The organism is Verrucosispora sp. CNZ293 (assembly GCF_002754655.1).
Genome location: NZ_PEFR01000001.1, coordinates 2362475 through 2388839, shown reverse-complemented (window position 1 = coordinate 2388839; position 26365 = coordinate 2362475). Strand labels below are relative to the sequence as shown.

23 protein-coding genes and 1 tRNA gene are annotated in these 26365 nt (G+C 72.5%); 22 read left to right on the top strand and 2 right to left on the bottom strand.

Features of this window, described 5'->3' with window-relative positions:
* The first annotated feature begins 90 nt into the window (after positions 1–90).
* The 13 genes from CLT74_RS10890 (at position 91) to CLT74_RS10830 (ending at position 15559) form a co-directional block, all read left to right on the top strand.
* The gene (locus tag CLT74_RS10890; protein ID WP_099846432.1) at positions 91–663 is read left to right on the top strand and encodes a hypothetical protein; all 573 of its coding nucleotides are present in this window, start codon (positions 91–93) and stop codon (positions 661–663) included.
* Positions 660–887, top strand: a complete 228-nt coding sequence (locus CLT74_RS10885; RefSeq protein WP_099846431.1) for a hypothetical protein — start codon at positions 660–662, stop codon at positions 885–887. Before CLT74_RS10890 ends, CLT74_RS10885 begins: the two co-directional genes overlap by 4 nt.
* Positions 888–903: 16 nt before the next feature.
* Complete coding sequence (locus CLT74_RS10880) at positions 904–1764, top strand: TlyA family RNA methyltransferase (RefSeq protein WP_099846430.1); 861 nt, start codon at positions 904–906, stop codon at positions 1762–1764.
* A 132-nt stretch (positions 1765–1896) separates the two neighbouring features.
* Entirely contained in the window at positions 1897–2781 is an 885-nt protein-coding gene (locus CLT74_RS10875; protein WP_099846429.1) for an NAD kinase, read from the top strand.
* A 57-nt stretch (positions 2782–2838) separates the two neighbouring features.
* On the top strand, positions 2839–4596 hold the full coding sequence (gene recN, locus CLT74_RS10870) for a DNA repair protein RecN (protein WP_099846428.1): 1758 nt from the start codon (positions 2839–2841) through the stop codon (positions 4594–4596).
* A gap of 118 nt (positions 4597–4714) precedes the next feature.
* Positions 4715–5893 (top strand): putative cytokinetic ring protein SteA, encoded by a 1179-nt coding sequence (steA, locus tag CLT74_RS10865; RefSeq protein WP_099851729.1) that lies wholly within the window; start codon positions 4715–4717, stop codon positions 5891–5893.
* 27 nt (positions 5894–5920) lie between these two features.
* Positions 5921–6862, top strand: a complete 942-nt coding sequence (locus tag CLT74_RS10860; protein ID WP_099846427.1) for a copper transporter — start codon at positions 5921–5923, stop codon at positions 6860–6862.
* A gap of 81 nt (positions 6863–6943) precedes the next feature.
* Positions 6944–7810, top strand: coding sequence for a hypothetical protein (locus CLT74_RS10855; RefSeq protein WP_099846426.1), 867 nt, complete (start codon positions 6944–6946; stop codon positions 7808–7810).
* 1 nt (position 7811) lies between these two features.
* Positions 7812–9446: a lipid II flippase MurJ gene (gene murJ / locus CLT74_RS10850; protein WP_099851727.1), complete on the top strand. Its 1635-nt coding sequence runs from the start codon at positions 7812–7814 to the stop codon at positions 9444–9446.
* Positions 9447–9615: 169 nt separating this feature from the next.
* The gene (locus tag CLT74_RS10845; protein WP_099846425.1) at positions 9616–10782 is read left to right on the top strand and encodes a glycosyltransferase family 4 protein; all 1167 of its coding nucleotides are present in this window, start codon (positions 9616–9618) and stop codon (positions 10780–10782) included.
* The gene (locus CLT74_RS10840) at positions 10782–13067 is read left to right on the top strand and encodes a hypothetical protein (RefSeq protein ID WP_099846424.1); all 2286 of its coding nucleotides are present in this window, start codon (positions 10782–10784) and stop codon (positions 13065–13067) included. The genes CLT74_RS10845 and CLT74_RS10840 overlap by 1 nt, the downstream gene beginning before the upstream one ends.
* Positions 13068–13202: 135 nt before the next feature.
* The gene (gene pyrG, locus CLT74_RS10835) at positions 13203–14942 is read left to right on the top strand and encodes a CTP synthase (RefSeq protein ID WP_099846423.1); all 1740 of its coding nucleotides are present in this window, start codon (positions 13203–13205) and stop codon (positions 14940–14942) included.
* Complete coding sequence (locus tag CLT74_RS10830; RefSeq protein ID WP_099846422.1) at positions 14939–15559, top strand: NUDIX hydrolase; 621 nt, start codon at positions 14939–14941, stop codon at positions 15557–15559. Before pyrG ends, CLT74_RS10830 begins: the two co-directional genes overlap by 4 nt.
* Before the next feature lie 62 nt (positions 15560–15621).
* Here CLT74_RS10830 and CLT74_RS10825 read toward each other — a convergent pair whose 3' ends face one another.
* A complete protein-coding gene (locus CLT74_RS10825) occupies positions 15622–16011 on the bottom strand; it encodes a TM2 domain-containing protein (RefSeq protein WP_099846421.1) in 390 nt (129 codons plus the stop codon).
* 160 nt (positions 16012–16171) lie between these two features.
* Between CLT74_RS10825 and ald the strand changes: the two genes are divergently transcribed.
* The 9 genes from ald to CLT74_RS10780 all read left to right on the top strand — a co-directional run bounded on the left by ald (position 16172) and on the right by CLT74_RS10780 (position 24963).
* The gene (gene ald, locus CLT74_RS10820; RefSeq protein WP_099846420.1) at positions 16172–17287 is read left to right on the top strand and encodes an alanine dehydrogenase; all 1116 of its coding nucleotides are present in this window, start codon (positions 16172–16174) and stop codon (positions 17285–17287) included.
* A gap of 11 nt (positions 17288–17298) precedes the next feature.
* Positions 17299–18285: a tyrosine recombinase gene (locus CLT74_RS10815; RefSeq protein WP_099846419.1), complete on the top strand. Its 987-nt coding sequence runs from the start codon at positions 17299–17301 to the stop codon at positions 18283–18285.
* A 274-nt stretch (positions 18286–18559) separates the two neighbouring features.
* Positions 18560–19483: a ParA family protein gene (locus CLT74_RS10810; protein ID WP_099851725.1), complete on the top strand. Its 924-nt coding sequence runs from the start codon at positions 18560–18562 to the stop codon at positions 19481–19483.
* Between the two features lie 97 nt (positions 19484–19580).
* Positions 19581–20816 (top strand): segregation and condensation protein A, encoded by a 1236-nt coding sequence (locus tag CLT74_RS10805; RefSeq protein WP_486582716.1) that lies wholly within the window; start codon positions 19581–19583, stop codon positions 20814–20816.
* Positions 20813–21706 (top strand): SMC-Scp complex subunit ScpB, encoded by an 894-nt coding sequence (gene scpB / locus CLT74_RS10800; protein ID WP_099846418.1) that lies wholly within the window; start codon positions 20813–20815, stop codon positions 21704–21706. Before CLT74_RS10805 ends, scpB begins: the two co-directional genes overlap by 4 nt.
* Positions 21693–22463 (top strand): pseudouridine synthase, encoded by a 771-nt coding sequence (locus CLT74_RS10795; RefSeq protein ID WP_093409729.1) that lies wholly within the window; start codon positions 21693–21695, stop codon positions 22461–22463. Before scpB ends, CLT74_RS10795 begins: the two co-directional genes overlap by 14 nt.
* A gap of 147 nt (positions 22464–22610) precedes the next feature.
* Positions 22611–23291, top strand: a complete 681-nt coding sequence (cmk, locus tag CLT74_RS10790; RefSeq protein ID WP_099846417.1) for a (d)CMP kinase — start codon at positions 22611–22613, stop codon at positions 23289–23291.
* Positions 23288–24691, top strand: a complete 1404-nt coding sequence (gene der, locus CLT74_RS10785) for a ribosome biogenesis GTPase Der (RefSeq protein WP_099846416.1) — start codon at positions 23288–23290, stop codon at positions 24689–24691. The genes cmk and der overlap by 4 nt, the downstream gene beginning before the upstream one ends.
* A gap of 198 nt (positions 24692–24889) precedes the next feature.
* Positions 24890–24963, top strand: a tRNA-Pro gene (locus CLT74_RS10780).
* 106 nt (positions 24964–25069) lie between these two features.
* On the opposite strand, the gene CLT74_RS10775 is transcribed toward CLT74_RS10780, so the two are convergent.
* Positions 25070–26278, bottom strand: a complete 1209-nt coding sequence (locus CLT74_RS10775) for a site-specific integrase (RefSeq protein WP_099846415.1) — start codon at positions 26276–26278, stop codon at positions 25070–25072.
* Positions 26279–26365: the final 87 nt, after the last annotated feature.

Sequence of the window (26365 nt, the reverse complement as noted above, 5' to 3'; positions counted from 1 at the left end):
ACGTCGTCTCCCGGCACCGTACCGCACAGGACGGTTCCGGCGGCCCGGTAGCGTGACACCTGCACAGCCGCCGGGCGAAAGGACTCAGGCATGCAGGACGCGTGGCGCGCCTACCTCGAACTGGCCATGGGCCTGACGGAGGCGCCCCGGAAGAAGGCGCAGGACGCGGTACGCCGGGCGATGGGATCGACCGGAGCGACAGCCGCCCAGTTGCAGACCCTCGCCGAGGAGTTGCGGTCGACCGGCGCGGCCAACCGCGAGGCCCTGACCAAGCTTGTGCGGTTCGAGGTCGAACGGGCGCTCGGTGTGGTGGGCCTGGCCACCGCCGAGGAGGTCGCCGAGCTGGATCGCCGGGTCCGTGAGTTGGAACGGCAGCTTCGAGCCGCCGCCGGCACGCCCACCGGTGGCCCGACGCCGGGCCCCTCCACGGCCGCCGGATCCGCTGAGACCCCCTCCGTCGGCACGCCACCGACCGCCGCTGCGGCCCCACCGACAAAGGCGGTCGCCAAGAAGGCAGTCGCCAAGAAGGCGGTGGCCAAGAAGACCGTGGCGAAGAAGACCGTGGCGAAGAAGACGCCCGGAACCGTGGTGCGTGCCGTCGATGGCGAACCGACGCCGCGACCGGCGAAGACCGCGCCGCCGCGACCGGACGGTGTCGCGTGACCGCACCGCGCCCCGGTCCGCCGCTGGGCCCCGGCCCGCGGCCCGGTCCACCGCCGCAGCGCTGGACCGGGGAGGGCACGGAGGGCGACAGCCATCCGGCGGTGGACGCCGCGGTGCAGGCGATCGCCAACGCCGCGACCCTCGGCCCCGCCGACCAGATCGCTCAGTACGAGGCCGCGTACCAGACGCTGCGGGAGACGCTGGCCACCATCGACCAGGCCTGAGGAGACACGTCGATCCATGGCACGGCGTAACCGGTTGGACGCCGAACTCGTCCGTCGCGGGCTGGCCCGTTCCCGCGAGCAGGCGGTCGCGCTTGTCGAGGCCGGCCGCGTGCAGCTGCGTGGGGTGCCGGCGCGCAAGGCCGCCGCGATGGTCGATCCCGCCGATCCGCTGCTGGTCAGCGGCGCCGACCCCACCTCGGAGTACGTCTCCCGGGGCGGTCACAAGCTGGCCGGCGCCCTCGCCGCGTTCACCCCCGCCGGGCTGGTGGTCGGTGGTCGACGCTGCCTCGACGCGGGCGCCTCCACCGGCGGCTTCACCGACGTGCTGCTGCGGAACGAGGCCGCCGAGGTGGTCGCGGTGGATGTCGGCTACGGCCAACTGGCCTGGTCGCTGCGCAACGATCCCCGGGTACGGGTCTTCGAACGCACGAACGTCCGGACGCTGACCCCTGAGGCGATCGACGGTCCGGTCGACCTGACCGTCGCCGACCTGTCGTTCATCTCGTTGCGCCTGGTGCTGCCGGCCCTGGCGGCCTGCACCCGGGCCGACGGCGACCTCGCGTTGATGGTCAAGCCGCAGTTCGAGGTGGGTCGGGATCGGGTCGGCGCCGGTGGCGTGGTGCGTGATCCGGAACTTCGGGCGCAGGCGGTGCTGGATGTCGCCACGGCGGCCGCGACGCTGCGGCTGGGGCTGGCCGATCTCGCGGCCAGCCCGCTGCCGGGGCCGAGCGGTAACGTCGAGTTCTTCGTATGGTTACGCCGGGACGCGCCACCGGCCGACCCGGACCGGGTACGGGCCGTGGTGACGGCTGGGCCGGGTGGCCCGGTGACGTCCGGCGACGGGCCGGACGAGGCGACGGAGGAGGTGGCCACGTGAGCGAGCGAAGCGAGCGAACCGTTTGGCGCAGCAGCGTGGCGGCTCGCGCCGGCGGTGAGCGGAGCGAGGCGGCGGCGTGAGCGGGTCTCGGCGAGCGGAGCACCAGCGCGGTGGACTTGGGCGGTCGTCGCGGTGACCCGCACGGCCCTGTTGGTGACGCACACCGGCCGCCGGCGCAGCACCGAGCACGCCCGTACGGTCGCCGCGGACCTGATCGCCGCCGGGTTCGAGGTGCGGGTGGTGGCCGAGGAGGCCGAGGACCTCGACCTGCCGGGCGTGGTGCCGGTGACCGGGCCGGAGACGGCCGAGGGCGCGGAGATCGTCTTCGCGCTCGGCGGGGACGGCACGTTCCTGCGCGCCGCGGAGCTGGCCCGACCGGCGAAGGTGCCGCTGCTCGGCATCAACCTCGGCAAGGTCGGGTTTCTCGCTGAGGCGGAGATCGGCGATCTCGACGTGGCGGTCCGCGACGTGGTGAGCCGCAACTACAGCGTCGACGAACGGCTCACCCTCGACGTGACCGCGGAGTTCGACGGTGGGCCGACAATCGAGTCGTGGGCGCTCAACGAGATAAGCGTCGAGAAGGGTGAGCGGGCCCAGATGCTGGAACTGCTCGTCGACGTCGACGGGCGGCCGTTGTCCCGGTACGGCTGTGACGGCGTGGTCTGCGCCACCCCGACCGGATCCACCGCGTACGCCTTCTCCGGCGGTGGGCCGGTGGTCTGGCCCGAGGTGGAGGCGTTGCTGCTGGTGCCGATCAGCGCGCACGCGTTGTTCAGCCGGCCGCTGGTGACCGCCCCCACCTCCACCATCTCGATAACCGTCGACCCGTTCACCACCCTGGCGGTGCTCTGCTGCGACGGGCGGCGGGTCTACGACCTGCCGCCGGGGGCCCGGGTCACCGTCCGGCGGGGCACCCTGCCGGTGCGGGTCGTCCGGCTGCGCGACCGGTCGTTCACCGCACGCCTGGTGGCCAAGTTCGACCTTCCGGTGCACGGCTGGCGGGGCAACCGCCGCTGACGCCGGCGGCCGTGCCGGCTGGTCAAGTGTCGGGCCACGCGTCTACTGTCGGTTGCTGTGCTGGAGGAGCTACGCATCACCGGACTGGGCGTCATCGAGGACACGACGCTGCCGTTGACCGGCGGCATGAACGTCATCACCGGCGAGACCGGTGCCGGCAAGACCATGGTGGTGACCGGGCTCGGCCTGCTCTTCGGCGGCCGGGCCGACGCCGGTCGGGTACGCGCCGAACCCGGCCGTGCCGTCGTCGAGGGCCGGCTGCGCCTCGGTGGCCGGGTGGCGGAGACGGTGCACGCCCGGATCACCGACGCCGGAGGTGAGCCGGACGACGACGGCTGCGTGCTGCTGAGCCGTACGGTCACGGTGGAGGGTCGGTCCCGGGCCCACCTGGGTGGTCGCGGCATGCCGGTGTCGATGCTCGGCGAGGTCGGCGAGCAGGTGGTCGCCGTGCACGGCCAGTCCGATCAACTGCGCCTGCTGCGCCCGGCCGAACAGCGGGCGGCGCTGGACCGGTTCGCCGGCCCGGAGCACGAGAAGCTGCTCGACGCGACCCGGGACGCCTTCACCAGGTGGCGTCGGGTCGTCGACGACCTGGCCGACCGGCGGCGCAACGCGCGCGAACGCCACCAGGAGACCGACCTGCTGCGGCTGGGGCTCGACGAGATCACCCGGGTGGATCCGCAGCCGGGTGAGGACGACGAGCTGAAGGCGGAGACGCAGCGGCTGGAGCACGCGGAGGGCCTGCGTACCGCGGCCCAGCTGGCCCACCAGTGCGTGGCCGGCGGGCTCGAGGCCACCGACGACACTCCCGACGCCTCGACTTTGCTGGGCACCGCCCGGCGCACGCTGGAGGCGCAGACCGGCACCGATCCGGCGCTCGGTGAGCTGGCCGCCCGCCTGGAGGAGGCGGCCACGCTCGTCGCCGACGTCTCGGTGGAGCTGTCCACGTACCTCACCGGTCTGGACGCCGACCCGGCCCGGTTGCAGGCCCTCTACGAGCGGCGGGCCGCGCTGCGGGCGTTGACCCGCAAGTACGCCGACGACGTCGACGGGGTTATCGCCTGGGCGGAGCGGGCCCGGACCCGACTGTCCGAGCTGGACAACTCCGACGAGCTGCTCGACGAGTTGGATCGGGAGGCGTCCCGGTTGGCCGGTGAGGTGGCCGAGTTGGCCGGCCGGCTGTCGGTGTCCCGGCAGGAGGCTGCGGCGCGCTTCGCCGAGCAGGTCACCGTCGAGCTGGCCGGGCTGGCGATGCCGCACGCCCGGATCGAGGTGGCGGTGCTGCCCCGACCCGCCGGCCGGACCGAACCGACGTTGCCGGTCAACGGGGTCGACGTCGGCGTCGGCCCGGACGGCGGCGACGAGGTCGAGCTGCGGCTGCTGGCGCACCCCGGTGCGCCGTCGCTGCCCCTGCAACGGGGTGCCTCCGGCGGTGAGCTGTCCCGGGTGATGCTCGCCATCGAGGTGGTCTTCGCCGGCTCCGGCGGCCCACCGACACTTGTCTTCGACGAGGTCGACGCGGGCGTCGGTGGTCAGGCGGCGGTGGAGATCGGCCGGCGGCTGGCCCGGCTGGCCCGCAGCCACCAGGTGCTGGTGGTGACCCACCTGCCCCAGGTCGCCGCCTTCGCCGACCGGCACCTGGTGGTGGCCAAGGACACCGGCGGCGCGGTCACCACCAGCGGGGTGCGGGTGGTGGAGGACACCGAGCGGGCCCGCGAACTCGCCCGGATGCTCGCGGGTTTGCCAGATTCGGATCTGGGTATCGCTCACGCGGAGGAACTGCTGGCCGTGGCGGCCAGGGAACGGCGGTCCTGAGACCGCGATTGTGAGCGGAGGCACACCGGCCTTCGCCCATGTGTGCTTCCCTGGGTAGGCGGCCCTGCTCAGGCATGTCGCGACAGATTCGCCTGCCTCACATGCCAGGATGGTCACGATGCGTCTACCCACGTTGCGCCGGGCCCGGAACGCGGAACCGGGACAGATCCTCGGCACCGCGCGCCTCGATCGCCGTACGAAGCGGCTGGTCGGCCGGCTCCGCCCCGGTGACGTCGCGGTCATCGACCACGTCGACCTGGACCGGGTCGCCGCCGACTCGCTTGTCGCGGTCGGCGTCGGCGCGGTGCTCAACGCCAAGCCGTCGGTCTCCGGCAGATACCCGAACCTCGGCCCAGAGGTGCTGATCTCGGCAGGCATTCCGCTCCTCGACGACCTCGGCGAGGGCATCTTCGAGCGGATCCGCGAGGGCGACACGGTACGCATCGAGGGCAACACCGTCTACCTGAACGACGATCCGGTGGCACACGGCAGCCTCCAGGACGCCGAGAGCGTGGCCAAGGCGATGACCGACGCCCGGGAGGGCCTGTCGGTGCAGTTGGAGGCCTTCGCCGCCAACACCATGGACTACCTCAAGCAGGAGCGCGACCTGCTGCTCGACGGCGTCGGGGTGCCCGAGATCGCCACCGAGGTGCAGGGCCGGCACTGCCTGATCGTGGTCCGGGGCTACGACTACAAGGCCGACCTCGACGTGCTGCGCCCGTACATCCGGGAGTTCAAGCCGGTGCTGATCGGCGTCGACGGGGGCGCGGACGCTCTGGTCGAGGCGGGCTACACCCCCGATATGATCATCGGCGACATGGATTCGGTGACCGACGACGTGCTGCGCTGTGGCGCCGAGGTGATCGTTCACGCGTATCCGGACGGGCGGGCGCCGGGGCTGCCCCGGGTCAACGGCCTGGGGGTGCCGGCGGTCACCTTCCCGGCCGCCGCCACCAGCGAGGACCTCGCCATGCTGCTGGCCGACGAGAAGGGCGCCTCGCTGATCGTCGCGGTGGGTACCCACGCCACCCTCGTCGAGTTCCTCGACAAGGGGCGCGGGGGCATGGCGTCGACCTTCCTCACCCGGCTCAAGGTCGGTGGCAAGCTGGTCGACGCCAAGGGCGTCAGCCGGTTGTATCGGCAGAGCATCTCGGGGTCGTCCCTGTTGCTGCTGGTCCTCTCGGCCCTCGCCGCGATGGCCTCCGCGGTGGCCGTCTCCACCGTTGGCAAGGCGTACCTGGGCGTGGTCTCCGAGTGGTGGGACAATTTCGTGTTCCAGCTCGGCCAGCTCTTCTAGCTCCCGACCGATCAAGAGGCTTCAAGCGTGATCAACTTCCGGTACCACGTGGTGTCCCTGACCGCGGTCTTCCTCGCCCTGGCGATCGGCCTGGTGGTCGGCACAGCCGCACTCAACGGTCCGGTCGCGGACTCGCTCCGGGAGACCGTCAACGAACTGCGCAAGGACAACCAGCAGATGCGCCAGGCGGTCCAGAGCATGCAACGGGAGCTGGAACTGGAGGAGGAGTTCGCCGCCGAGATGGCCCAGGTGATGCTGCCGGGCACGCTCAGCGGCAAGCGGGTGCTGGTGCTCAGCCTGCCCACCGGCCGTGACCACACCGAGGGTGTGCTCAAGATGCTCCAGCTGGCCGGTGCCGACGTCACCGGGCGGGTCGACCTCCAGGACAAGTTCATCAACCCGGAGAACAACAACGACCTGCTCGAACTGGCGGTCACCGCGGCCCGACCGACAAGCGCACCGACCGCGGGCCTGCCCGGCAACGGTCACGGCGTCGAGACCTCAAGCGCCCTGCTGGCCACCGTACTGCTGGACCAGCCCGCCGGCGCCGAGCCGGTCACCGAGGCCGACCGGCGGGCGGTGCTGGCCGCGTACGGCAACGCGAACTACCTGACCACCTCCGACCGGGTGACCGCACCGGCGGAGGCCGTCGTGGTGGTCAGTGGGCAGCCGTACGTGGACAAGGACTCCGCCAAGAAGGACGAGTCCGTGGTCAAGATCGCCGAACAGTTCGACCGGACCGGGGGCATCGTGGTGGCCGGCAACGGCTCGGCCGGCGGCAACCTGGTGGCCTTCGTGCGGGGCGACGCGGTGCTCACCCAGACCATCTCGACGATCGACAACGCCAACACGGTGCAGGGCCAACTGGTCACCGCCCTGGCGCTCGTGCAGCAGCTCACCGAGCGTAAGGCCGGTCAGTACGGCGTCGGTGACAGCGCCGCGTCGCTGGTGCCTAGACTGCCCCAGTGAACCCGGGGCACCTCCGGTGCCCGATTCCGACGATCTCCGCCGGCCGGCGGGAGGGGATGGCGTGAGCGCGGTGACGGTGACGTGACGATCGTCGGTCGACTCCTGGTGGCCGGGATCGGAGCGGTCGCCGCCCGGTACGCGTTGCGCGAGATCCGTACCGCGCCGGCCGCGCCGACACTGGAACGGACCAACTTCCGGGGACGCACCGTGACCCTGGCCGCCGGCCCGGCCCTCGCGGTGGGCGCTTCGACGGCCGCGGCCGGCGGGTCGGCCAGCGTGCCGGCCGGGGCGGCGACCCTGGTGGCCGGGCTCGGCGCCGGTGCCGTGGGCCTCTACGACGATGTCGTCGGCGCCCGCCCGGAGCAGAAGGCGGCCAAGGGCTTCGCCGGACATCTGGCCGCGCTGCGGCAGGGCCGGGTCACCGCCGGCCTCGTCAAGGTCGTGGGGGTGGGTGCGGCGGGTCTGGGCGCGGCGATCCTGCTCGCGGCCGACCCCGGCGTGGCCGGGCACCGTCGTCGCCAGCGGCACGGCGCGCTGGGGCGGGGCGTCGACGTGCTGCTCGGCGCGGGGGTGGTGGCCGGCACGGCGAATCTGGTCAACCTGCTCGACCTGCGCCCCGGGCGGGCGCTGAAGTCGGGTCTGCTGCTGGGCGTGCCGCTGAGCGCCGGCCGGCACGGCGGGATCGCCTCGGGTGCCGTCGGTGCCACCGCCGGGCTGTTGCCCGCCGACCTGGCCGAGGACGTGATGCTCGGCGACAGCGGCGCCAACGCCCTCGGCGCGGTGCTCGGGGTGGCGATGGCCGCCCGCACCGGCCCGGCCGGCCGGGCCGGGCTGCTCGCCGTCCTCGCCGGGCTCACCGCCGCCAGCGAGAAGGTGAGCTTCACGAAGGTCATCGCGAGCACGCCGGGGCTGCGTGAACTCGACGCGCTGGGCCGACGCGCCGACTGACGTGACCAGACCGGCCCCCCTCGCCGGCACCGGCCGGGTGGCCGGAGCGGCAGCCCTCATCGCCGTACTCACCGTGGTCAGCAGGCTGGCCGGGTTCGGGCGCACTGCCGTGTTCACCTGGGTGGTGCAGGGCAGCGACCTGGGCGCGATGTACCTGCTCGCGAACACCATCCCGAACATCATCTTCGAGATCGTCGCGGGTGGCGCGCTGGCCAGTCTGGTCGTACCGCTGCTCGCGGCGGCGGTCGCGGCGGGGGACCGGCGCACGGTCGCGGCCACCACCGGCGCCCTGCTCACCTGGACGGTGACGCTGCTGGTGCCGTTGGCGGTGCTGGTGGCCCTGGCCGCCGGCCCGATCATCACCGTGCTCGGCGACGGTCGGTCGCCGGAGGAACTGGCCTCGGCGGCCCGGATGCTGCGGGTGTTCGCGCCGCAACTGCCGCTGTACGGCATCGGCATCGTGCTCACCGGCGTGCTCCAGGCGCACCGGCGGTTCGCCTGGCCGGTGATCGCCCCGCTGCTGTCCAGCCTCACGGTGGTCGTCGTCTACCTGGTCTTCGCCGGGGCGGCCGGCACGGGAGCGAGCGTGGCGCAGGCCGGCCGGGGCGGTGAGCTGATCCTGTCGGTCGGCACCACTCTCGGCGTGGTGGTGCTGTCGCTGTCGCTGCTGATCCCGCTGCGTCGGCTGCGGCTGACGCTGCGCCCCGGGTACGCGTTCCCGGCCGACGCCCGGGCCCGGGTACGCGGGCTGGCGGTGGCCGGCGTGGTGACGGTCACCGCCCAGCAGGTGGCGCTGGCGGTGATCCTCTACCGGCTCTCCAGCGGTCGCACCGAGGCGTTCCAGGTGTTCAACCTGGCCCAGACGTTCTACCTGCTGCCCTGGGCGGTGCTGGCGGTGCCGCTGGCCACCGCCGCGTACCCGACCCTGGCCGCGGCGGCGGGCGCGGACGAGCGCACTTTCCGCGACGTGCTGTCGGGGACGCTGCGCGGGGTGCTGCTGTGCAGTTTCCTCGGTGCGGCGGTCCTTGTCGGTGCGGCCGGCCCGATCGGGCGGTTCTTCCCACTCGACAGTGACGCGACCGCCGCCGCGATCGCCGGCTACGCGCCCGGGCTGATCGGGTACGGACTGTTCGCGGTGTTGTCGCGGGCGTTGTACGCCCGTGGCGCGACCCGGTCGGCCACCGCCACCATCACCGCCGGGTGGCTGGCGGTGCCGCTGGTGCTGGTTCCGCTGTCGGCGCTGCTGCCGGTGGCCGACCGGGTGCTGGCGGTGGCGTTGGCCAACTCGGCGGGGATGCTGCTGCTCGGTGCGCTGCTGCTGGTCGCGGTCGCCCGCTCGGCCGGCCGGGAGGCGCTGGCGGGCGCGGGCCGGGCCGGCGGTGCCGGTCTGCTGGCCGGCGGTACGGCCGCCGTCGCGGCGGTGGCGATGCTGCGGCTGCTGGACGCCGGGGGCGACCCCCCGGCGCGGTGGACGGCACTGATGCAGGGCATGCTGTCCGGAGTCCTGGTCGCTGTCGTGTTCCTCGCCCTGGTGTGGCTTGTCGACCGGCAGGACCTGCGGCCACTGCTGACCGGGCTGGGTCGACGTCTGCGCCGGGCCCGACCAGGTGACCGGAAAGAGGAGGCGTCCCGGTGAGCGCGAGGAGTGAGCTTGCGAGCCCCGCAGTCGCGAACGGAGTCGGTCCGGTGAGCGCGAGGAGTGAGCTTGCGAGCCCCGCAGTCGCGAACGGAGTCGGTCCGGTGAGCGCGAGGAGTGAGCTTGCGAGCCCCGCAGTCGCGAACGGAGTATCGGTCCGGTGAGCGCGATGAGCGGGTCGGCGGGCGCGGCAGGTCGTCCGGGCACGGTGGTGCTGCTGTTGGCCTCCAGCACCGGCGGGGTTGGCCAGCACGTCCGGTCGGTGGCGCGGGGGCTGGCCGCCGCCGGGCAGCCGGTGCTGGTCTGTGGGCCGGCGGCGACCCAGGACCAGTTTGACTTCGTGGCCGCCGGTGCCCGGTTCCGGCCGGTGGAGATCCCGGCGAGGCCCACCGCGGCCGACGCCCGCGCGGTGAGCGTGCTGCGTCGGCTGCTCGCCGCCGAGCAGGTGGGTGTGGTGCACGCGCACGGGTTGCGGGCCGGGCTGGTGGCGGTGCTGGCCCGGCCGGCGGCCCCGCTGGTGGTCACCTGGCACAACGCGGTGCTGGCCGGCGGAGTGCGTGGCGCGCTGTCGCGGCTGGTGGAGCGGGTGGTGGCGCGAGGTGCCCGGGTGACCCTCGGCGCCTCCGCCGACCTGGTGGCGCGGGCCGTCGCGCTGGGCGCGGGAGACGCCCGGCTCGCCCCGGTCGCCGCCCCCGAACTGCCCGCGCCGCGTCGCCGCCGGACCGCCGTGCGCGCCGAGTTCGCTGTCGCGGCCGACCAGCCGCTGATCCTGTCGGTGGGCCGGCTGCATCCGCAGAAGCGGTACGACGTGCTGGTGGACGCCGCCGCCCGGTGGCGGGAGCGCACCCCACCTCCGGTTGTGGTGATCGCCGGCAGTGGACCTGCCTACCTGCCGCTGGCCGCCCGGGTCAGCGCCGTCCGGGCACCTGTCACGCTGCTGGGGCACCGCACCGATGTGGCCGACCTGCTCACCGGTGCCGATCTGGCGGTGGTGACAAGCGACTGGGAGGCCCGTCAGTTGTTCGCGCAGGAGGCGCTGCGGGCCGGCGTACCGCTGGTGGCGACCGCGGTGGGCGGGCTGCCGGAACTGGTCGGCGACGCGGCGGTGCTGGTGCCTCCGGGTGACGTGGACGCGGTCGACGCGGCGGTGCGGGCCCTGCTCGACGACGACGCCCGTCGCGCCGATTTGGCGCGGCTCGGCGCGGCTCGGGCGGCGACCTGGCCGACCGAGGCGCAGACCCTCGCCCATCTGCGCGCGCTCTACGCCGAGCTGGCGCCGGGCCGGGCCGGACCGGCGACGCCGGACGCCGACGCACCGTCGACGGGACGCCGGTGATGCTGCGCCGTATCGCTCCGGTCCTGCTCACCCTGATGGTGGTGGCGCTCGGTGTCACCGCGCTCGCGGCCCGCCCGCAGAGCCCGCCGGCCCCACAGAGCGCCGACTTCGTGGTCCTCGTCGGGGTGGCCGGGCTGCGGTGGGACGACGTGGACGCGGAGCGTACGCCGACGCTGTGGCGGTTGGCCCGCGAAGGCTCGATCGGGTCGCTGTCGGTGCGTTCGGCGCACCGGCCCACCTGCCCGGTGGACGGCTGGTTGACCCTCGGCGCGGGCAGCTTCGCCGCATGGCCCGGCAGCCGTGGCGTGGACGGGCAGTGTCCCCCGGTCGACGTGACAGTGGAACAGCCGGACGGCATCGGTGCGAACCTGCCGGACCAGGAGAGCGTCGCCCTGCACAACCAGGAGCGGCTGCCGTGGGGCACGGTGCCCGGTGCGCTGTCGGAGTCGGTGCGCTGCTCGGTGGCGGTGGGGCCGGGCGCGGCGGTGGCCGCCGCCCGGCCGTTCGGTCGGGTCGACAGGTACGCCCCGACGCTGCCCGAGGAGCCGGCCGGGCTGCTCGGTTCCTGTGTGCTCAGCATCGTCGATCTCGGCGTGGTGGAGGGCACCGATCCGGCGGCCCGGGCGGCTGCGGCCGAGGCCGCGGACGCCCGACTGGTCCGGGTGCTCGACGGTCGCCCGCCACGCTCACTGGTGATCGTCGCCGGGGTTTCCGACACCGCGCAGCCGTCCCGACTGCACGTGGCCGTCGCCCACGGACCGGGCTGGGAGGAGGGCTGGCTGACCTCGCCCAGCACCGGCCGCCGAGGCTACCTGCAACTTATCGACCTGGCCCCGACCGCGCTGGCCGCCCTGGGGCGGCCGATGCCGGACCGGCCGTTCCTGGGCCGGCCCGCCGAGTCCGTCGGCGGCCGGCCGGCCGATCTGTCGGCCGCCATCGCCGAGCCCGCGGACGCGGACCGGGAGGCCGCGGCCCAGCGGGAGGTGGCCGGCGGATTCTTCACCCTGCTGGCCGCCGCCCAGGTGGCGCTCGCCGTGGCGGTGCTGCCGCTGCTGCGCCGTGCCCGGCGGCACGCCGGACCGTACGGACCGAAACCGGTGCCGCGTCAGGTGGTGGCGACGGTGGAGGTGCTGCTGGTCGCCGCCGCGCTCGCGATTCCGGCGGCGCTTGTCGCCGAGGCCGCGCCCTGGTGGCGCTTCGCGCATCCGGCGGCCTCGTTCGCCGGGCTGACCGCGGTGCTGCTGGCCGCGACGACGTTGCTGGTGCGGCTCGCTCCCGGCTATCGCACCACCCTGGGCCCGCTCGGCGCGGTGGCCGGGTTGACCACGTTGGCCGTCGGGCTGGACGTGGTCACCGGTGCCCGGTTGCAGCTCAACGGGGTGGTGGGCTATTCCGCGCTGGAGGGTGGCCGCTATGCCGGCCTCGGCACCGTCGGGCTCGGCGTCTTCGTGGCCGCCGCGCTGCTCAGCGCCGGCTGGCTCGCCCAACGGGTACGCCGTGGCTGGCGGCCGACCGTGATGGTGATCGTGGGCGGGGCGGCCGTGGTGGTTGTCGGCAGTCAGTACCTGGGTGCCGATTCGATCGGCGCGATCGCCCTGACCGCCGGGGTGAGCGTGGCGGCGGCGATCAGCGCGGGTGGCTGGCTGACGCTGACCCGGCTGGCCTGGGCGGCCATGGCCGGGCTGGCGGTGACTGTCGGGTTCGCGGTGGTGGATCTGGGTCGGGCACCGGCGGAGCGGGGGAGCCTCGGCCGGTTTCTCGCCGCGCTCGGCGACGGCACCGGTGGGTTGACCGTGCAGCGCTCCAGCGCGGCCAGTTTCGAGACGCTCGTCAACAGTCCGCTGACGGTGCTGGCGCTGGCCGGCGCGCTGCTTGTCTGGTTCGCGCTGCTGCAACCCTGGGGTGGGCTCATGCGGCTGTTCGGCATCTACCCGGCCATCCGGGCGGCGATGGCGGGCACGGCGGTGGCGGCGGTGATCGGCGGTGTGTTGGGCGGTGCGGCGTTGGACGTGGCGGGGGCCGCCGCCGCCGTGGTGGTGCCGATGGCGGCGCTGTCGGCGCTGCGGGTGCTCGACCACTCGGCGGACCGGACCCGGCCGGGGGCGGACCGTCCCGCCGACGGTGGGCCGGCCGGTGGCGGGACGGGTGGTGGCGGACCATCCGACGGCGGTCCGGGCGGCGGTGGGCCAGCCGGTGCCGGGCCGGGCGATGGTGGTCCGGGGGCGGGCGGATCAACCGACGGTGGGCCGGGCGCGCGGTCGTCGGCCGAGGTCGCGACCGGGTGACCCGACGGCCGTACCGGGTGCGGCACCAGCGTGCCATCGGGGAGGTGTTACCGTGGAATCCCGTGGATCGCGTGATCACTTCGCTGATCGGCTCGGCGGTCTGCACGACCGCGACGGACGACACGGGAGCAGGCCTTGGCCCCTTCAGCACGGACGACCAGGCACATATTCGTCACCGGGGGCGTCGCCTCCTCGCTGGGTAAGGGGCTGACCGCCTCCAGCCTCGGCAACCTGCTCACCGCGCGGGGACTGCGCGTGGTGATGCAGAAGCTCGACCCGTACCTCAACGTCGACCCGGGCACGATGAACCCGTTCCAGCACGGTGAGGTCTTCGTGACCGAGGACGGCGCCGAGACGGATCTCGACGTCGGCCACTACGAGCGGTTCCTGGACCGGGCGTTGTCCGGCAAGGCCAACGTCACCACCGGCCAGATCTACTCGGACGTGATCGCCAAGGAGCGGCGCGGCGAGTACCTGGGCGACACGGTCCAGGTGATCCCGCACATCACCAACGAGATCAAGTCACGGATCCTGGCGATGGCCGACCCGGACGACGACGGCCGTACCCCGGACGTGGTGATCACCGAGGTCGGCGGCACGGTCGGCGACATCGAGTCGCTGCCGTTCCTGGAGGCGATCCGTCAGGTCCGGCACGACCTGGGCCGGGACAACTGCTTCTACCTGCACGTCTCGCTGGTGCCCTACCTCGCCCCGTCCGGGGAGCTGAAGACGAAGCCGACCCAGCACTCGGTGGCCCAACTGCGCAGCATCGGCATCCAGCCCGACGCCATCGTGTGCCGCTCCGACCGGGACATCCCGGACAAGCTCAAGCACAAGCTGTCCCTCTACTGCGACGTGGACGCCGAGGCGGTGATCGCCGCGCCGGACGCGCCGAGCATCTACGACATCCCGAAGGTGCTGCACCGGGAAGGGCTCGACGCGTACGTGGTGCGCCGCCTCGGCCTCTCCTTCCGGGACGTGGACTGGGACGGCTGGGACGACCTGCTGGAGCGGGTGCACCAGCCCCGGCACACCATCACCGTCGCCCTGGTCGGCAAGTACGTGGACCTGCCCGACGCGTACCTGTCGGTGAGCGAGGCGATCCGGGCGGCCGGCTTCGGCCACCGGGCCCGGGTACAGCTGCGTTGGGTGCCCAGCGACGACTGCGTCACGCCGACCGGTGCGGCGGCGGCCCTGGCCGGGGTCGACGGCATCGTCATCCCCGGCGGGTTCGGCGTTCGCGGCATCGAAGGCAAGATCGGCACCGCCCGGTACGCCCGGGAGAACGGCATCCCGCTGCTCGGGCTCTGCCTGGGCCTGCAGTGCATGACCATCGAGGTGGCCCGGCACCTGGCCGGCCTGGACGGCGCGAACTCCCTGGAGTTCGACGAGGAGGCGGTGCATCCGGTCATCGCCACCATGGCCGACCAGCAGGACATCGTCGCCGGCAAGGGAGACCTGGGCGGCACGATGCGGTTGGGCGCGTACCCGGCGACGCTCACCGAGGGGTCGATCGTCGCTGAGGCGTACGGCAGCACCCAGGTCAGCGAGCGGCACCGGCACCGGTACGAGGTGAACAACGCCTACCGTGACCAGCTCGTCAAGGCGGGGCTGCACATCTCGGGTACCTCGCCGGACGGCCGGCTCGTCGAGTTCGTCGAGTTGGACCGCGACCTGCACCCGTTCTTCGTTGCCACCCAGGCGCATCCGGAACTCAAGAGCCGCCCCACCCGCCCGCACCCGCTGTTCGCCGCCTTCGTCCACGCGGCGGTGACGTACTCACAGGCCGACCAGCTTCCGGTCGACCTGGACACCGCCACCGCCGAGCGGGCCACCCGCAACGGCGCCGCGACGAAGGCGGCCTCCGCCTCGTGAGCCAGCGGAGTGAGCGAGCCGTCGAGCACCGCTACGAGGTGCGTTCGCGGGAGCTGCGCTATCACGGCCGAATCTTCGAGGTGGTCACCGAGGAGGTGACCATGCCGGGCGGTGGCACCGCGGCGCGTGACCTCGTCCGGCACGTCGGCGCGGTGGCGGTGGTGGCGCTGGACGACGCGGGTCAGGTGGTGCTGATCCGGCAGTACCGCCAGCCGGTGGGTCGGCGGTTGTGGGAACTGCCGGCCGGGTTGACGGACGTTTCCGGGGAGGACCCGGCGGTGACGGCGGCGCGTGAGCTGGCCGAGGAGGTCGACCTCACGGCCGGCCGGCTCGACGTGCTCGTCGACGTGCACAGCTCACCCGGCTTCACCGACGAGCTGGTCCGGGTCTTCCTGGCCCGGGACCTCGGCGAGGTGCCGGTGGAGCAGCGGCACGACCGTCACGACGAGGAGGCCGACCTGCAGATCGTCCGGATCGACCTGGACGAGGCGGTCGGCATGGTGCTGGCCGGGGAGATCAGCAACGGGCCGTGTGTGGCCGGGCTGCTCGCCGCCGCCCGCGCCCGCGACGGCGGCTGGTCGGGGCTGCGTCGGGCGGACGCTCCGCTGCCCCGCTGAGCGGAAGACAAGCACGCAGGGGCCGGGCGGCGCGCCGCCCGGCCCCTGCGTGCTTCCGTGGGTCAGTCGCGCAGCGGCCGGCCCTGTCCGTCGACGCCGCCGTTCACCAGGATCAGGATGCCGTCGACGAGGCCCCAGATGCCGCCGATGCCGCAGGTCACCAGGGAGACGATCAGCTGGATGACGCCGGTCTTGGTGTCACCCATGTAGAACCTGCCGGCGCCGAAAGTGCCGAGCAGGATGCCCAGGACGCCGGCGACGACCTTGCTCTTGTCGGAAACGCCCTGGGGGTACCCGGGCTGGATGGGAGGAGTAGTCATGAGGCGACACAATAGTGATCCACTCTTTCGCTGTCCGCACCGGTGTGCACCAGGTGGGACGATGGTGGCCGAACACTGTCCTGACGGCTGATGTGACGTCCACCGCCGGCCCGGCTCGTACACCTGACACATCGTCAACGGGAACGGCGAGCAGGTGTCACAGTGCAGGCTCCGGTGACCTGTTGTCACGCCTAGACTGCCGCCGGCGGGACCGGTTGACCGGGGCGGCAATGGGGCCGTCGTGGCGCCGCGCAGTCGGGGTGAACGTGCCCCGAAGAGAGGTGTCTGCATCGTGAAGGTCGGCATCCCACGCGAGGTCAAGAACCACGAGTACCGGGTGGCGATCACGCCCGCCGGCGTCAACGAGTTCACCCGTGGCGGTCACCAGGTCTTCGTCGAGGCCGGCGCCGGGCTCGGATCGAGCATCACCGACGAGGAGTTCGCCGCCGCCGGCGCCAAGATCCTGGAGAGCGCCGACGAGGTCTGGGACGCCGCGGAACTGGTGCTCAAGGTCAAGGAGCCGGTCGCCGAGGAGTACCACCGGATGCGCGCGGGGCAGGTGCTCTTCACCTACCTGCACCTGGCCGCCTCCCGCGAGTGCACCGACGCGCTCGTCGACCGCAAGGTGACAGGCATCGCGTACGAGACGGTCGAGCTGCCGGACCGGTCACTGCCGTTGCTGGCCCCGATGTCCGAGGTGGCCGGACGGCTCGCCCCGCAGGTCGGCGCCTTCTACCTGATGCGTACCGGTGGCGGCCGGGGGGTGCTGCCCGGCGGCGTCTCCGGCGTGTACGCGGCCAAGACGGTGGTCATCGGCGCCGGTGTCTCCGGCCTGAACGCCGCCGCGATCGCCCTGGGCCTGCAGTCCGAGGTGCTGCTGCTGGACAAGAACGTCGGCCGGTTGCGGCAGGCCGACGCCATCTACCGGGGCCACCTGCAGACGGTCGCCTCCAACGCGTACGAGATCGAGCGGGCGGTGCTGGACGCGGACCTGGTCATCGGCGCGGTGCTGGTGCCGGGCGCGAAGGCGCCGAAGCTGATCCCCAACGAGCTGGTCTCCCGGATGAAGCCGGGCAGCGTGCTCGTCGACATCGCCATCGACCAGGGTGGCTGTTTCGAGGACTCCCGGCCCACCACCCACGCCGACCCGGTCTACCGGGTGCATGACTCGATCTTCTACTGCGTGGCGAACATGCCCGGCGCGGTGCCGAACACCAGCACCTACGCGCTGACGAACGTCACCCTCCCGTACGCCCTCGAACTGGCCAACCACGGCTGGCGCGAGGCCGCCCGCCGCGACCCGGCGCTGGCACTGGGTCTGAACACCCACGACGGACAGGTCGTCTACGGCCCGGTCGCCGAGGCGCACGGCCTGTCCACCCTGCCGTTGACCGAGGTGCTGGGCTGACCGACGACCAGGTGACCGGGGGCGAGGCCGGCGAGGGCGACCAGCCCGCGCCGGCCCTGCGCCGTGCCGTCCGTGGTTACCTGGACCACCTCACCGTCGAACGTGGACTCGCCGCGAACACGCTCGCCTCGTACCGCCGGGACCTGGACCGTTACCTCGGCTCCCTGGCCGCCGCCGGGGTGACCGACCTGTCGGCCGTGGCCACCGGCGAGATCGAACGCCACCTGGCCCGGTTGCGTGCCGGCGCCGACGGGCACCCGCCGCTGGCGGTCTCCTCGGCCGCCCGCGCCGCCAGCGCGGTACGCGGGCTGCACCGGTTCGCGCTGCGTGAGGGACTGGCCGGCGTCGACCCGAGCCGCGACGTGCGACCTCCCGCTCCACCGCGACGACTGCCCCGCGCGCTGCCGGTCGACGCCGTGGTCGCCCTGCTGGAGACCGCCGGGCCGGTCGACGCGGCGGGGGACACCGCGCCGCTGGCGCTGCGCGACCGGGCGCTGCTGGAGTTCCTGTACGGCACCGGGGCGCGGATCTCCGAGGCCGTCGGCGCGGCGGTGGACGATGTGGACCTCGACGACGGGGTGACGGTGCTGCGCGGCAAGGGGGGCCGGACCCGCCTGGTGCCGATCGGCGGGTACGCGCTGCGGGCGCTCGGCGCGTACCTGGTGCGCGCCCGGCCGGGGCTGGCCGCCGCCGGCCGGGGCACTCCGGCGGTCTTCCTCAACGCCCGGGGCGGCCCGCTGACCCGACAGGGCGCCTGGACCATCCTGCGCCGCGCCGCCGAGCGGGCCGGGCTGACCGTCGACGGTCCACGCGCCGTGTCGCCGCACACGTTGCGCCACTCGTACGCCACCCACCTGCTCGACGGCGGGGCCGACGTCCGGGTGGTGCAGGAACTGCTCGGCCACGCCTCGGTCACCACCACCCAGGTCTACACCCTGGTCACCGTGGAGCGGCTGCGCGAGGTCTACGCCACCGCGCATCCCCGGGCCCTGAGCTGACCGTGGACTGTCGCCGGCCGTACCGGGAACCGCCGGTGACCGACGGCGCGGCAGTCTGATCCGGTGGGTGTCGGCGATGTGGTGGCGGCCTGACCTGCCGGTGGCCGTTGCCGGTGGCCGACACGCCGAGCGGGTGCCGAACGCCCTGCTCGCTGGTGGCGTACAGTCGGCATGGCGCGGCCCTCGCGGCGAGTGGACCGGGGTGCGCAGCGGCGCCGCGAAGGACGTCGGGCGGCTCCGACGCCGCACGGTGTCGGGAGGGGGCAACGAGGACATGGCTGGCAACGGTGACCGTGCCGAGACCTGGACGTCGGAGCTCCGCGAGCAGCAGAACTCTCTCAGCGCTGACCTCGGCCCAGCCGACCCGGCGGCCTACACCATGCGTAAGCCCATCCCCGAGCCGATGCCCACCGACCGGCACGGGCCGGCCCGCATCATCGCGATGGCCAACCAGAAGGGCGGGGTCGGCAAGACCACCACGACCATCAACCTCGGTGCCGCGCTCGCCGAGTACGGCCGCAAGGTGTTGCTTGTCGACTTCGACCCGCAGGGTGCCCTCTCCGTCGGTCTGGGAGTCAACCCGCACAACCTGGATCTGTCGGTCTACAACCTGCTGATGCAGGACGACGTGACCGCCGAGGACGTGCTCATCAAGACCGATGTGGCCGGGCTGCACCTGCTGCCGGCCAACATCGACCTCTCCGCCGCCGAGATCCAGTTGGTCAACGAGGTCGCCCGCGAGATGGCTCTGGCCCGGGTGCTCAAGAGCGTCCGCAAGGAGTACGACTACATCCTCATCGACTGCCAGCCGTCACTCGGTCTGCTGGCGATCAACGCGTTGACCGTCGCGCACGGCGTGCTCATCCCGCTGGAGTGCGAGTTCTTCAGTCTGCGGGGCGTGGCACTGCTGCTGGACACCATCGACAAGGTGCGCGAGCGGCTGAACTTCGACCTGGAACTCGAGGGCATCCTCGCCACCATGTACGACAGCCGCACCACACACTGCCGTCAGGTGCTCCAGCGGGTGGTGGAGGCGTTCGGCGACAAGGTCTACCAGACGGTGATCACCAAGACCGTCAAGTTCCCCGAGTCCACCGTCGCCGGCTCACCCATCACCACGCTCGACCCGGCGTCCTCGGGCGCCCGTAACTACCGTCAGCTGGCCCGCGAGGTGATCGCCGCGCAGGCCGAGCGGTAGGAGGCGCTGAATCGAGGTGTCCCGGCCGTGGACTACCGTCGTCGGCGTGAGCGCCCCGCCCCTCGACCCGACCGCCGCAGCGGATCCGCAGCCCGTGGTGGCTGACCCGTCCGTGTCGGCGCCCGGTGCGGCGCCAAGCGTTGATTCGGAACCGATCATCGCCGCCCCGTCGACTGGCGAGGCGTACCCGGTAACCCCCCTCGGATCGGCGGAGGCGGCCGAGCCGGCGGACGCCACCGGTTTCACCGTCCGGCTGGCCAACTTCACCGGCCCGTTCGACCTGTTGCTGCAACTGATCGGCAAGCACAAGCTCGACGTCACCGAGGTCGCCCTGCACCAGGTGACCGACGAGTTCATCGCCTACATCCGGGCCATGGGCGACGACTGGGACCTGGACGAGGCGAGCGAGTTCCTGTTGATCGCCGCCACCCTGCTGGACCTGAAGGCGGCCCGGCTGCTGCCCGCCGCAGAGGTCGAGAACGAGGAGGACCTCGCCCTGCTGGAGGCGCGGGACCTGCTCTTCGCCCGGCTGCTCCAGTACAAGGCCTACAAGGAGGCGGCGGCGCACATCGCCGCACTGGAGGAGGTCGGCGGGCGACGCTACCCGCGCGCCGTCACCCTCGAACCCCGCTACGCCGAGGCCCTGCCTGACCTGGTACTCGGCATCGGCCCGCAGCGGTTGCTCAAGCTGGCGGTGCGGGCGATGACCCCGAAGCCGATCCCTGAGGTGTCCGTCGCCCACGTGCACATGGTCCGGGTCAGCGTCCGGGAACACGCCGGCATCATCGCCGAACGGCTGCGCCGGGCCGGCACCGCCAGCTTCTCGCTGCTCTGCGCCGACTGCGAGGCCACCCTGGAGGTGGTCGCCCGGTTCCTCGCCCTGCTGGAGCTGTACCGGCAGGGTGTGGTGGCCTTCGTCCAGGAGCAGGCGTTGGAGGAGCTGACCGTCCGCTGGACGGGACCAGCCGACGGCGGGCCGGCGTTGGCCATCGACGAGTACGCCGGCACGCCAGCCGAGCCGTCCGCGCAGCCGTCTTCCGGGTCGCCGGCTGAGTCGTCTTCCGGGTCGCCGGCTGAGTCGTCTTCCGGGTCGCCGTCGGATGGCGGTCCGGTAGCGGCTGGCGGTGCTGGTGACGCCGAGAGCACCGGTGACGCCGATGCTGGTGCCGCTGGTGCCGGCGCAGATGTCGGTGAGACTGGTGTGCGCGGTGCTGGCGCTGACGGTGCTGAACTCGACCAGGCCGCTGGTGCTGACGGTGTTGTTGCTGACACCGACGGTGCTGGGGCCGGCGAGGCTGAGGTGACGGGAACGACCGAGGAGCGAGCTGGATGAGCAACGAAGAGCGGCCGGATTCCCTGGCCGACCAGGCCGCCGCCTGGATCCCACCCTGGCAGCGCCCCGCTCCTGCCCCACCCTCCGCTCCCGCCCCACCAGAGGACCTCGCCGCCCCACCCACCACCACCGCCTCAGTCGCGGTAGGTGATGCCGCAGATCTTGGTGCGCAGGCGCCCCTCCAGGGGCGCTCACCGTCCAAGATCGAAGTGGTCCAGCAGGCGGAGGAGCGGGTGGCGGGTGACGGGGATGCCCCGGGGGCAGACGTGTCGGGGGACCCGGGTGTGGGGCGCAAGCGGTCGGGGGGGCGGGTTCGGGCGGTGTCGGAGCCGGCGCCGGATCTTGACGACGCGGGGTTGCGTGGCGCGCTGGAGGCGATCCTGCTGGTGGTCGACGAACCGGTGAGCGAGCTGGTCCTGGCCCAGGTGCTGGAGCAGCCCGCCGAGCGGATCGGCCCGATGCTCGACGAGATAGCTGCCGGATTCACCGCGGCCGGCCACGGTTTCGAGCTGCGCCGGGCGGCGGGCGGGTGGCGGCTGTACACCCGGCCGGAATACGCCACCTACGTCGAGCGGTTCGTGCTCGACGGGCAGTCGGTCCGGCTGACCCAGGCCGCGCTGGAGACGTTGGCCGTGGTGGCGTACAAGCAGCCGGTGACCCGGTCGCGCATCTCCGCCATCCGCGGTGTCAACTGCGACGGGGTGATCCGTACCCTGGTCACTCGCGGCCTGATCGAGGAGTGCGGCACCGAGTCCGACAGCGGCGCCTACCTGTACCGGACGAGCACCATGTTCCTGGAGAAACTCGGCCTGAACAGCCTCGACGACCTGCCGCCCCTGGCCCCGTTCCTCCCCGACGACGTAGAAGAGCTTGCCGATGCCGCGCGATGACCGCACCCCCCGCCCCGACGCTCCCGTCTACACCGGCCCGGAACGCCTGCAGAAGGTGCTCGCCGCCGCCGGTGTCGGCTCCCGGCGTGCCTGCGAGGACCTGATCTTCCGTCGGCGGGTGACTGTCGACGGGCGGGTGGCGCAGCTCGGCGACAAGGTCGACCCCACCACGGCGGTCATCCACGTCGACGGCGAGCGGCTGGCGGCCGACACCCGACTGGTGTACCTGGCCATGAACAAGCCGCGCGGGGTGGTTTCCACGATGGCGGACGAGAAGGGGCGAACCGCGCTCGCCGACTTTCTCGGCAACCGGGTCGAGCAGCGTGTCTACCACGTCGGGCGGCTCGACGCGGACAGTGAGGGCCTGCTGCTGCTCACCAACGACGGCAACCTGGCGCACCGGCTGATGCACCCCTCCTACGGGGTGCCGAAGACCTACCTGTGCGAGGTTTCCGGCCCGATCCCGCGCAACCTCGGAAAGCGGTTGGCGGCCGGGGTGGAGCTGGAAGACGGCCCGGTGACCGTCGACGCCTTCCGGGTGGTGGACAGTCTGGGGCGTACCGCCCAGGTCGAGCTGACCCTGCACGAAGGCCGCAAACACATCGTACGCCGACTGCTCGCGGAGGTCGGCCACCCGGTGAGCCGGCTGGTGCGTACCTCCATCGGGCCGATCCGGCTCGGCGACCTGCGCGCCGGGCGGACTCGGAGGCTCACCAACGCGGAGGTCGCCGCCCTGTTCAAGGCCGTGGGTGACTGAGGCGGCAGTCGCGGGTACGGCTGAGGGTAGGCTGCCTGACGGCCCGGCCGGTGGCACTTCATGACGCCGGGCATGATTGAACATGTGTGGTCAACCGCTCGCGGTCGTCGTTGACGGATCGTGAGGTACGGGCTGAGGAGGACGACGGTGGAGGAAAACGTGCCGGCCGGGCGCTGCGTGGTCGCTGTGGACGGGCCGTCCGGTTCGGGTAAGTCCACCGTCTCCCGACGGCTCGCCACGAGCCTCGACGGGCGCTATCTCGACACCGGCGCGATGTACCGGGCGATCACCTGGGCGGTGCTGCGCTCCGGCGTCGACCTGACTGACGCCCAGGCGGTGGCGAAGGTCGCCGGCGAGGTGGACCTGCGCATCGGCACCGACCCGGCGGGGTACGGCGTGACTGTCGACGGGGTGAACGTCGAGACCGACATCCGCGGTCCCGAGGTGACCGCCGCCGTCTCGGCAGTGGCTGCCGTGCCGGCGGTCCGGGCACTGCTTGTCGCCCGCCAGCGCGACATGATCACCAAGGCGGGCCGGATCGTGGTCGAGGGACGTGACATCGGTTCCGTGGTGGCGCCCGACGCCGACCTGAAGGTGTACCTGACCGCCTCAGCGGCGGCGCGGGCCGCGCGGCGCAGCGCCGAGGACGCCTCCGACGTGGCGGCCACCGCCGCCGACCTGGCCCGGCGCGACCAGCTGGACTCGACCCGCAAGGCCGATCCACTGGCCCAGGCGCCGGACGCGGTGGTGCTCGACACCACCGAGCTGGGCATCGACGAGGTCGTGACGCGTCTGCGGGCACTACTTGTCGAACGGTCAGTGGCGTGACTGACGACGACGGCTGGGTCGAGCTGCGCGAGCCGGACCTGGACACCGAGGAACAGACCGGTCCGCAGCCGGTGGTGGCCGTGGTCGGCCGCCCCAACGTGGGCAAGTCCACCCTGGTGAACCGCATCATCGGCCGCCGCCAGGCGGTCGTGGAGGACGTGCCCGGGGTGACCCGCGACCGGGTGCCCTACGACGCGCAATGGTCCGGGCGGGCCTTCACGGTGGTGGACACCGGCGGCTGGGAACCGGACGCGAAGGACCGTGCCGCGGCGATCGCGGCCCAGGCCGAAACCGCAGTGGCCACCGCCGACGTGGTGGTGTTCGTGGTCGACGCGACGGTGGGCTCCACCGATGTCGACGAGGCGGCGGTGAAGATGCTGCGCCGCAGCGCCAAGCCGGTGATCCTGGTGGCCAACAAGGCCGACAACACAAGCGTCGAGCTGGAGGCCACCTCGCTGTGGTCCCTCGGCCTAGGCGAACCGCACCCGGTGTCGGCACTGCACGGGCGAGGCTCCGGTGACCTGCTCGACGCCATCCTGGCGGCGCTGCCGGAGGCACCGAAGGTGGCCGAGTACCGCCCCCGGGGTCCGCGTCGGGTGGCGCTTGTCGGGCGGCCGAACGTCGGCAAATCCAGCCTGCTGAACCGCTTCTCCGGCGAGGAACGAGCGGTCGTCGACGCCGTCGCCGGCACCACCGTCGACCCGGTGGACAGCCTGGTCACCATCGGCGGTGACACCTGGCACCTGGTGGACACGGCCGGCCTGCGCAAGCGGGTCGGCAGGGCCAGCGGCACCGAGTACTACGCCAGCCTGCGTACCGCCTCGGCGATCGAGGCGGCCGAGGTGGCGGTGGTGCTGCTCGACTCCAGCGAGCCGATCAGCGAGCAGGACCAGCGGATCCTGTCCATGGTCACCGAGTCCGGCCGGGCGCTGGTGATCGCCTTCAACAAGTGGGACCTGGTCGATGGCGACCGCCGGTACTACCTGGACAAGGAGATCGAACGGGAGCTGCGCCGCATCCCGTGGGCGATCCGGCTGAACCTGTCGGCGAAGACCGGCCGGGCCGTCGACAAGCTCGCCGCCGCCCTGCACCGGGCGCTGGACAGCTGGGAGACCCGGATCCCCACCGCACAGCTCAACGCGTGGCTCACCGCCCTGGTCCAGGCCACCCCGCACCCGGTGCGAGGCGGTCGGGCACCCCGGATCCTGTTCGCCACCCAGGCGGGGGTGGCTCCGCCGCGCTTCGTGCTCTTCACCACCGGCCCGCTGGACGCCGGCTACCAGCGCTTCGTCGAGCGCAAGCTGCGCGAGGAGTTCGGCTTCGAGGGCAGCCCGATCGAGATTTCGGTACGCCCCCGCAAGAAGCTCGGTCCCGGTGGCCGCGGCAAGGCCCACGGCTGACCCGTTCCCTCCACAGCTCGCTATCCGAATGTCGGGGTGGATCTCTCCACCCCGACCCTTCAACCCACCCTCCTAGGACGCTCTAGCGATGGTGACGTGGGCGGCGGGTACGCGAGGGCAGGGGTGGGGGCTGTGCGACGCAAGGGAGTAGCTGCGCTAAGCTGTACCGGCTGTCGCGGGCAACGCCCGAGGTGGCATCGGGACGTGGCGCAGCTTGGTAGCGCACTTGACTGGGGGTCAAGGGGTCGTCGGTTCGAATCCGGCCGTCCCGACGCATCTGACCAGGGGATATGCCGACGAAGGCATATCCCCTGTGATCTTTTTAGGGCTCTTTTGTCGCGTTGCTGTCGCAGCCTCACGCGGATCTTGCAGCGGCGGTCAGGCGGCCCGGGCGTCGGCCGCGTCGAGGGCCGCGCAGGTGGCGCTCACGCCGTCGGCGGCGGCGTCGCGGGTGAGGTGGCCGTAGATGTCGATGGTGGTGGCCACGTTCCTGTGGCGCAGCGTCTTGGACACCACGGCGATCGGCACCCCATGGTTGATCATGATCGTGGCGGCGATGTGTCGCAGGTCGTGCACCCGAATTGCCGGAAGCCCGGCGTCGGCGGTGAGGCGGCGCAGGTGGTCGAGCACGTACTGCGGCCGTAGGGGTTGCCCATCGGGCCTGGCGAACACCAGGTCGAGATTGTCGTGATGGCGGGCGGTCACCTGTTGCCGGCATTGGCGGCGGCGTTGCCGCTGCAACGCGTCGACGGCGCGGGTGGACAGGGCAACCCAGGCCCGGCTACCGTGGGTCTTGGGCGCGTTCAACATGCTGCGGCTGTTGTCGACGCTCACCAACGTCCAGCGCACGAACAGTGCCCGCGCATCAAGGTCCACATCGGCCCAGTGCAGGCCCAGAGTCTCGCCCTTGCGCATCCCGGTGCAGACCATCAACTCGAACAGGTCCGCGAGCGGATCCTCAACGGCATGGCAGTGCCGCAGGAACGCGCTTGTCTGGCTGGTGCTCCAGCAGGTGAGCTCGGGCACCGGCGGTCGGGGGATCATGGCGAAGCGGGCGGCGTTGTGGGGCAGCCGGTGGTTGCGGCGGGCGTCGTTGAGCGCGCTCGACAGGGTCGTCACACAGCGGCGCAGGGTGACCGGGCCGCGGCCGGCGGCGAGCTCACGCTTGATGAACTGGGTGACGTGGTCGTGAGTGAGCCGCTCCAAGGGCACGGCGCCGAGCGCGGGGATGAGATCGTTGTGGATATAGGCGGTGTAGCGGTTCACGGTGTTCGTCTTGAGGGCCGGGGATTTGGTCTCAAGCCAGCAGGTGAGGTAGCTGGCGACCGTCTCGCTGCCGTCGAGGCTGACACCGGCGCGCTCGCACTCAAGCACATGGGAGTGGGCGGCTGAGGCTGCCGCCTTGGTGGCGAAACCGGTACGGCGCATGGTGCTGCGCTTGTTCAGGCTCGGCAGGTCGACGGCGAACGCCCAGCCGCCGTGCCTCGCGTTGGACAGCTTGGGGCACCGGGGGCCGAGTAGTCGGCCGGTGCTGTCACGACAGGCACAGCAGCGGTAGACGCGGCCCCGGTTCGGGTTCTGTCTCATGACGTCCTCCCGGTAGTTGAGCTTTTGCCACCTCTACCGTCGCCCCGTTCGGCTGCGACAGCATCGCGACAACCCCGTATGTCCTCC

Coding starts and splice junctions, on each gene's coding strand:
- CLT74_RS10890 (WP_099846432.1), top strand. CDS start 91: ATGCAGGACGCGTGGCGCGCCTACCTCGAACTGGCCATGGGCCTGACG.
- CLT74_RS10880 (WP_099846430.1), top strand. CDS start 904: ATGGCACGGCGTAACCGGTTGGACGCCGAACTCGTCCGTCGCGGGCTG.
- steA (WP_099851729.1), top strand. CDS start 4,715: ATGCGTCTACCCACGTTGCGCCGGGCCCGGAACGCGGAACCGGGACAG.
- CLT74_RS10845 (WP_099846425.1), top strand. CDS start 9,616: ATGAGCGGGTCGGCGGGCGCGGCAGGTCGTCCGGGCACGGTGGTGCTG.
- CLT74_RS10840 (WP_099846424.1), top strand. CDS start 10,782: ATGCTGCGCCGTATCGCTCCGGTCCTGCTCACCCTGATGGTGGTGGCG.
- CLT74_RS10825 (WP_099846421.1), bottom strand. CDS start 16,011: ATGTGTCAGGTGTACGAGCCGGGCCGGCGGTGGACGTCACATCAGCCG.
- CLT74_RS10810 (WP_099851725.1), top strand. CDS start 18,560: ATGGCTGGCAACGGTGACCGTGCCGAGACCTGGACGTCGGAGCTCCGC.
- scpB (WP_099846418.1), top strand. CDS start 20,813: ATGAGCAACGAAGAGCGGCCGGATTCCCTGGCCGACCAGGCCGCCGCC.
- CLT74_RS10795 (WP_093409729.1), top strand. CDS start 21,693: ATGCCGCGCGATGACCGCACCCCCCGCCCCGACGCTCCCGTCTACACC.
- CLT74_RS10775 (WP_099846415.1), bottom strand. CDS start 26,278: ATGAGACAGAACCCGAACCGGGGCCGCGTCTACCGCTGCTGTGCCTGT.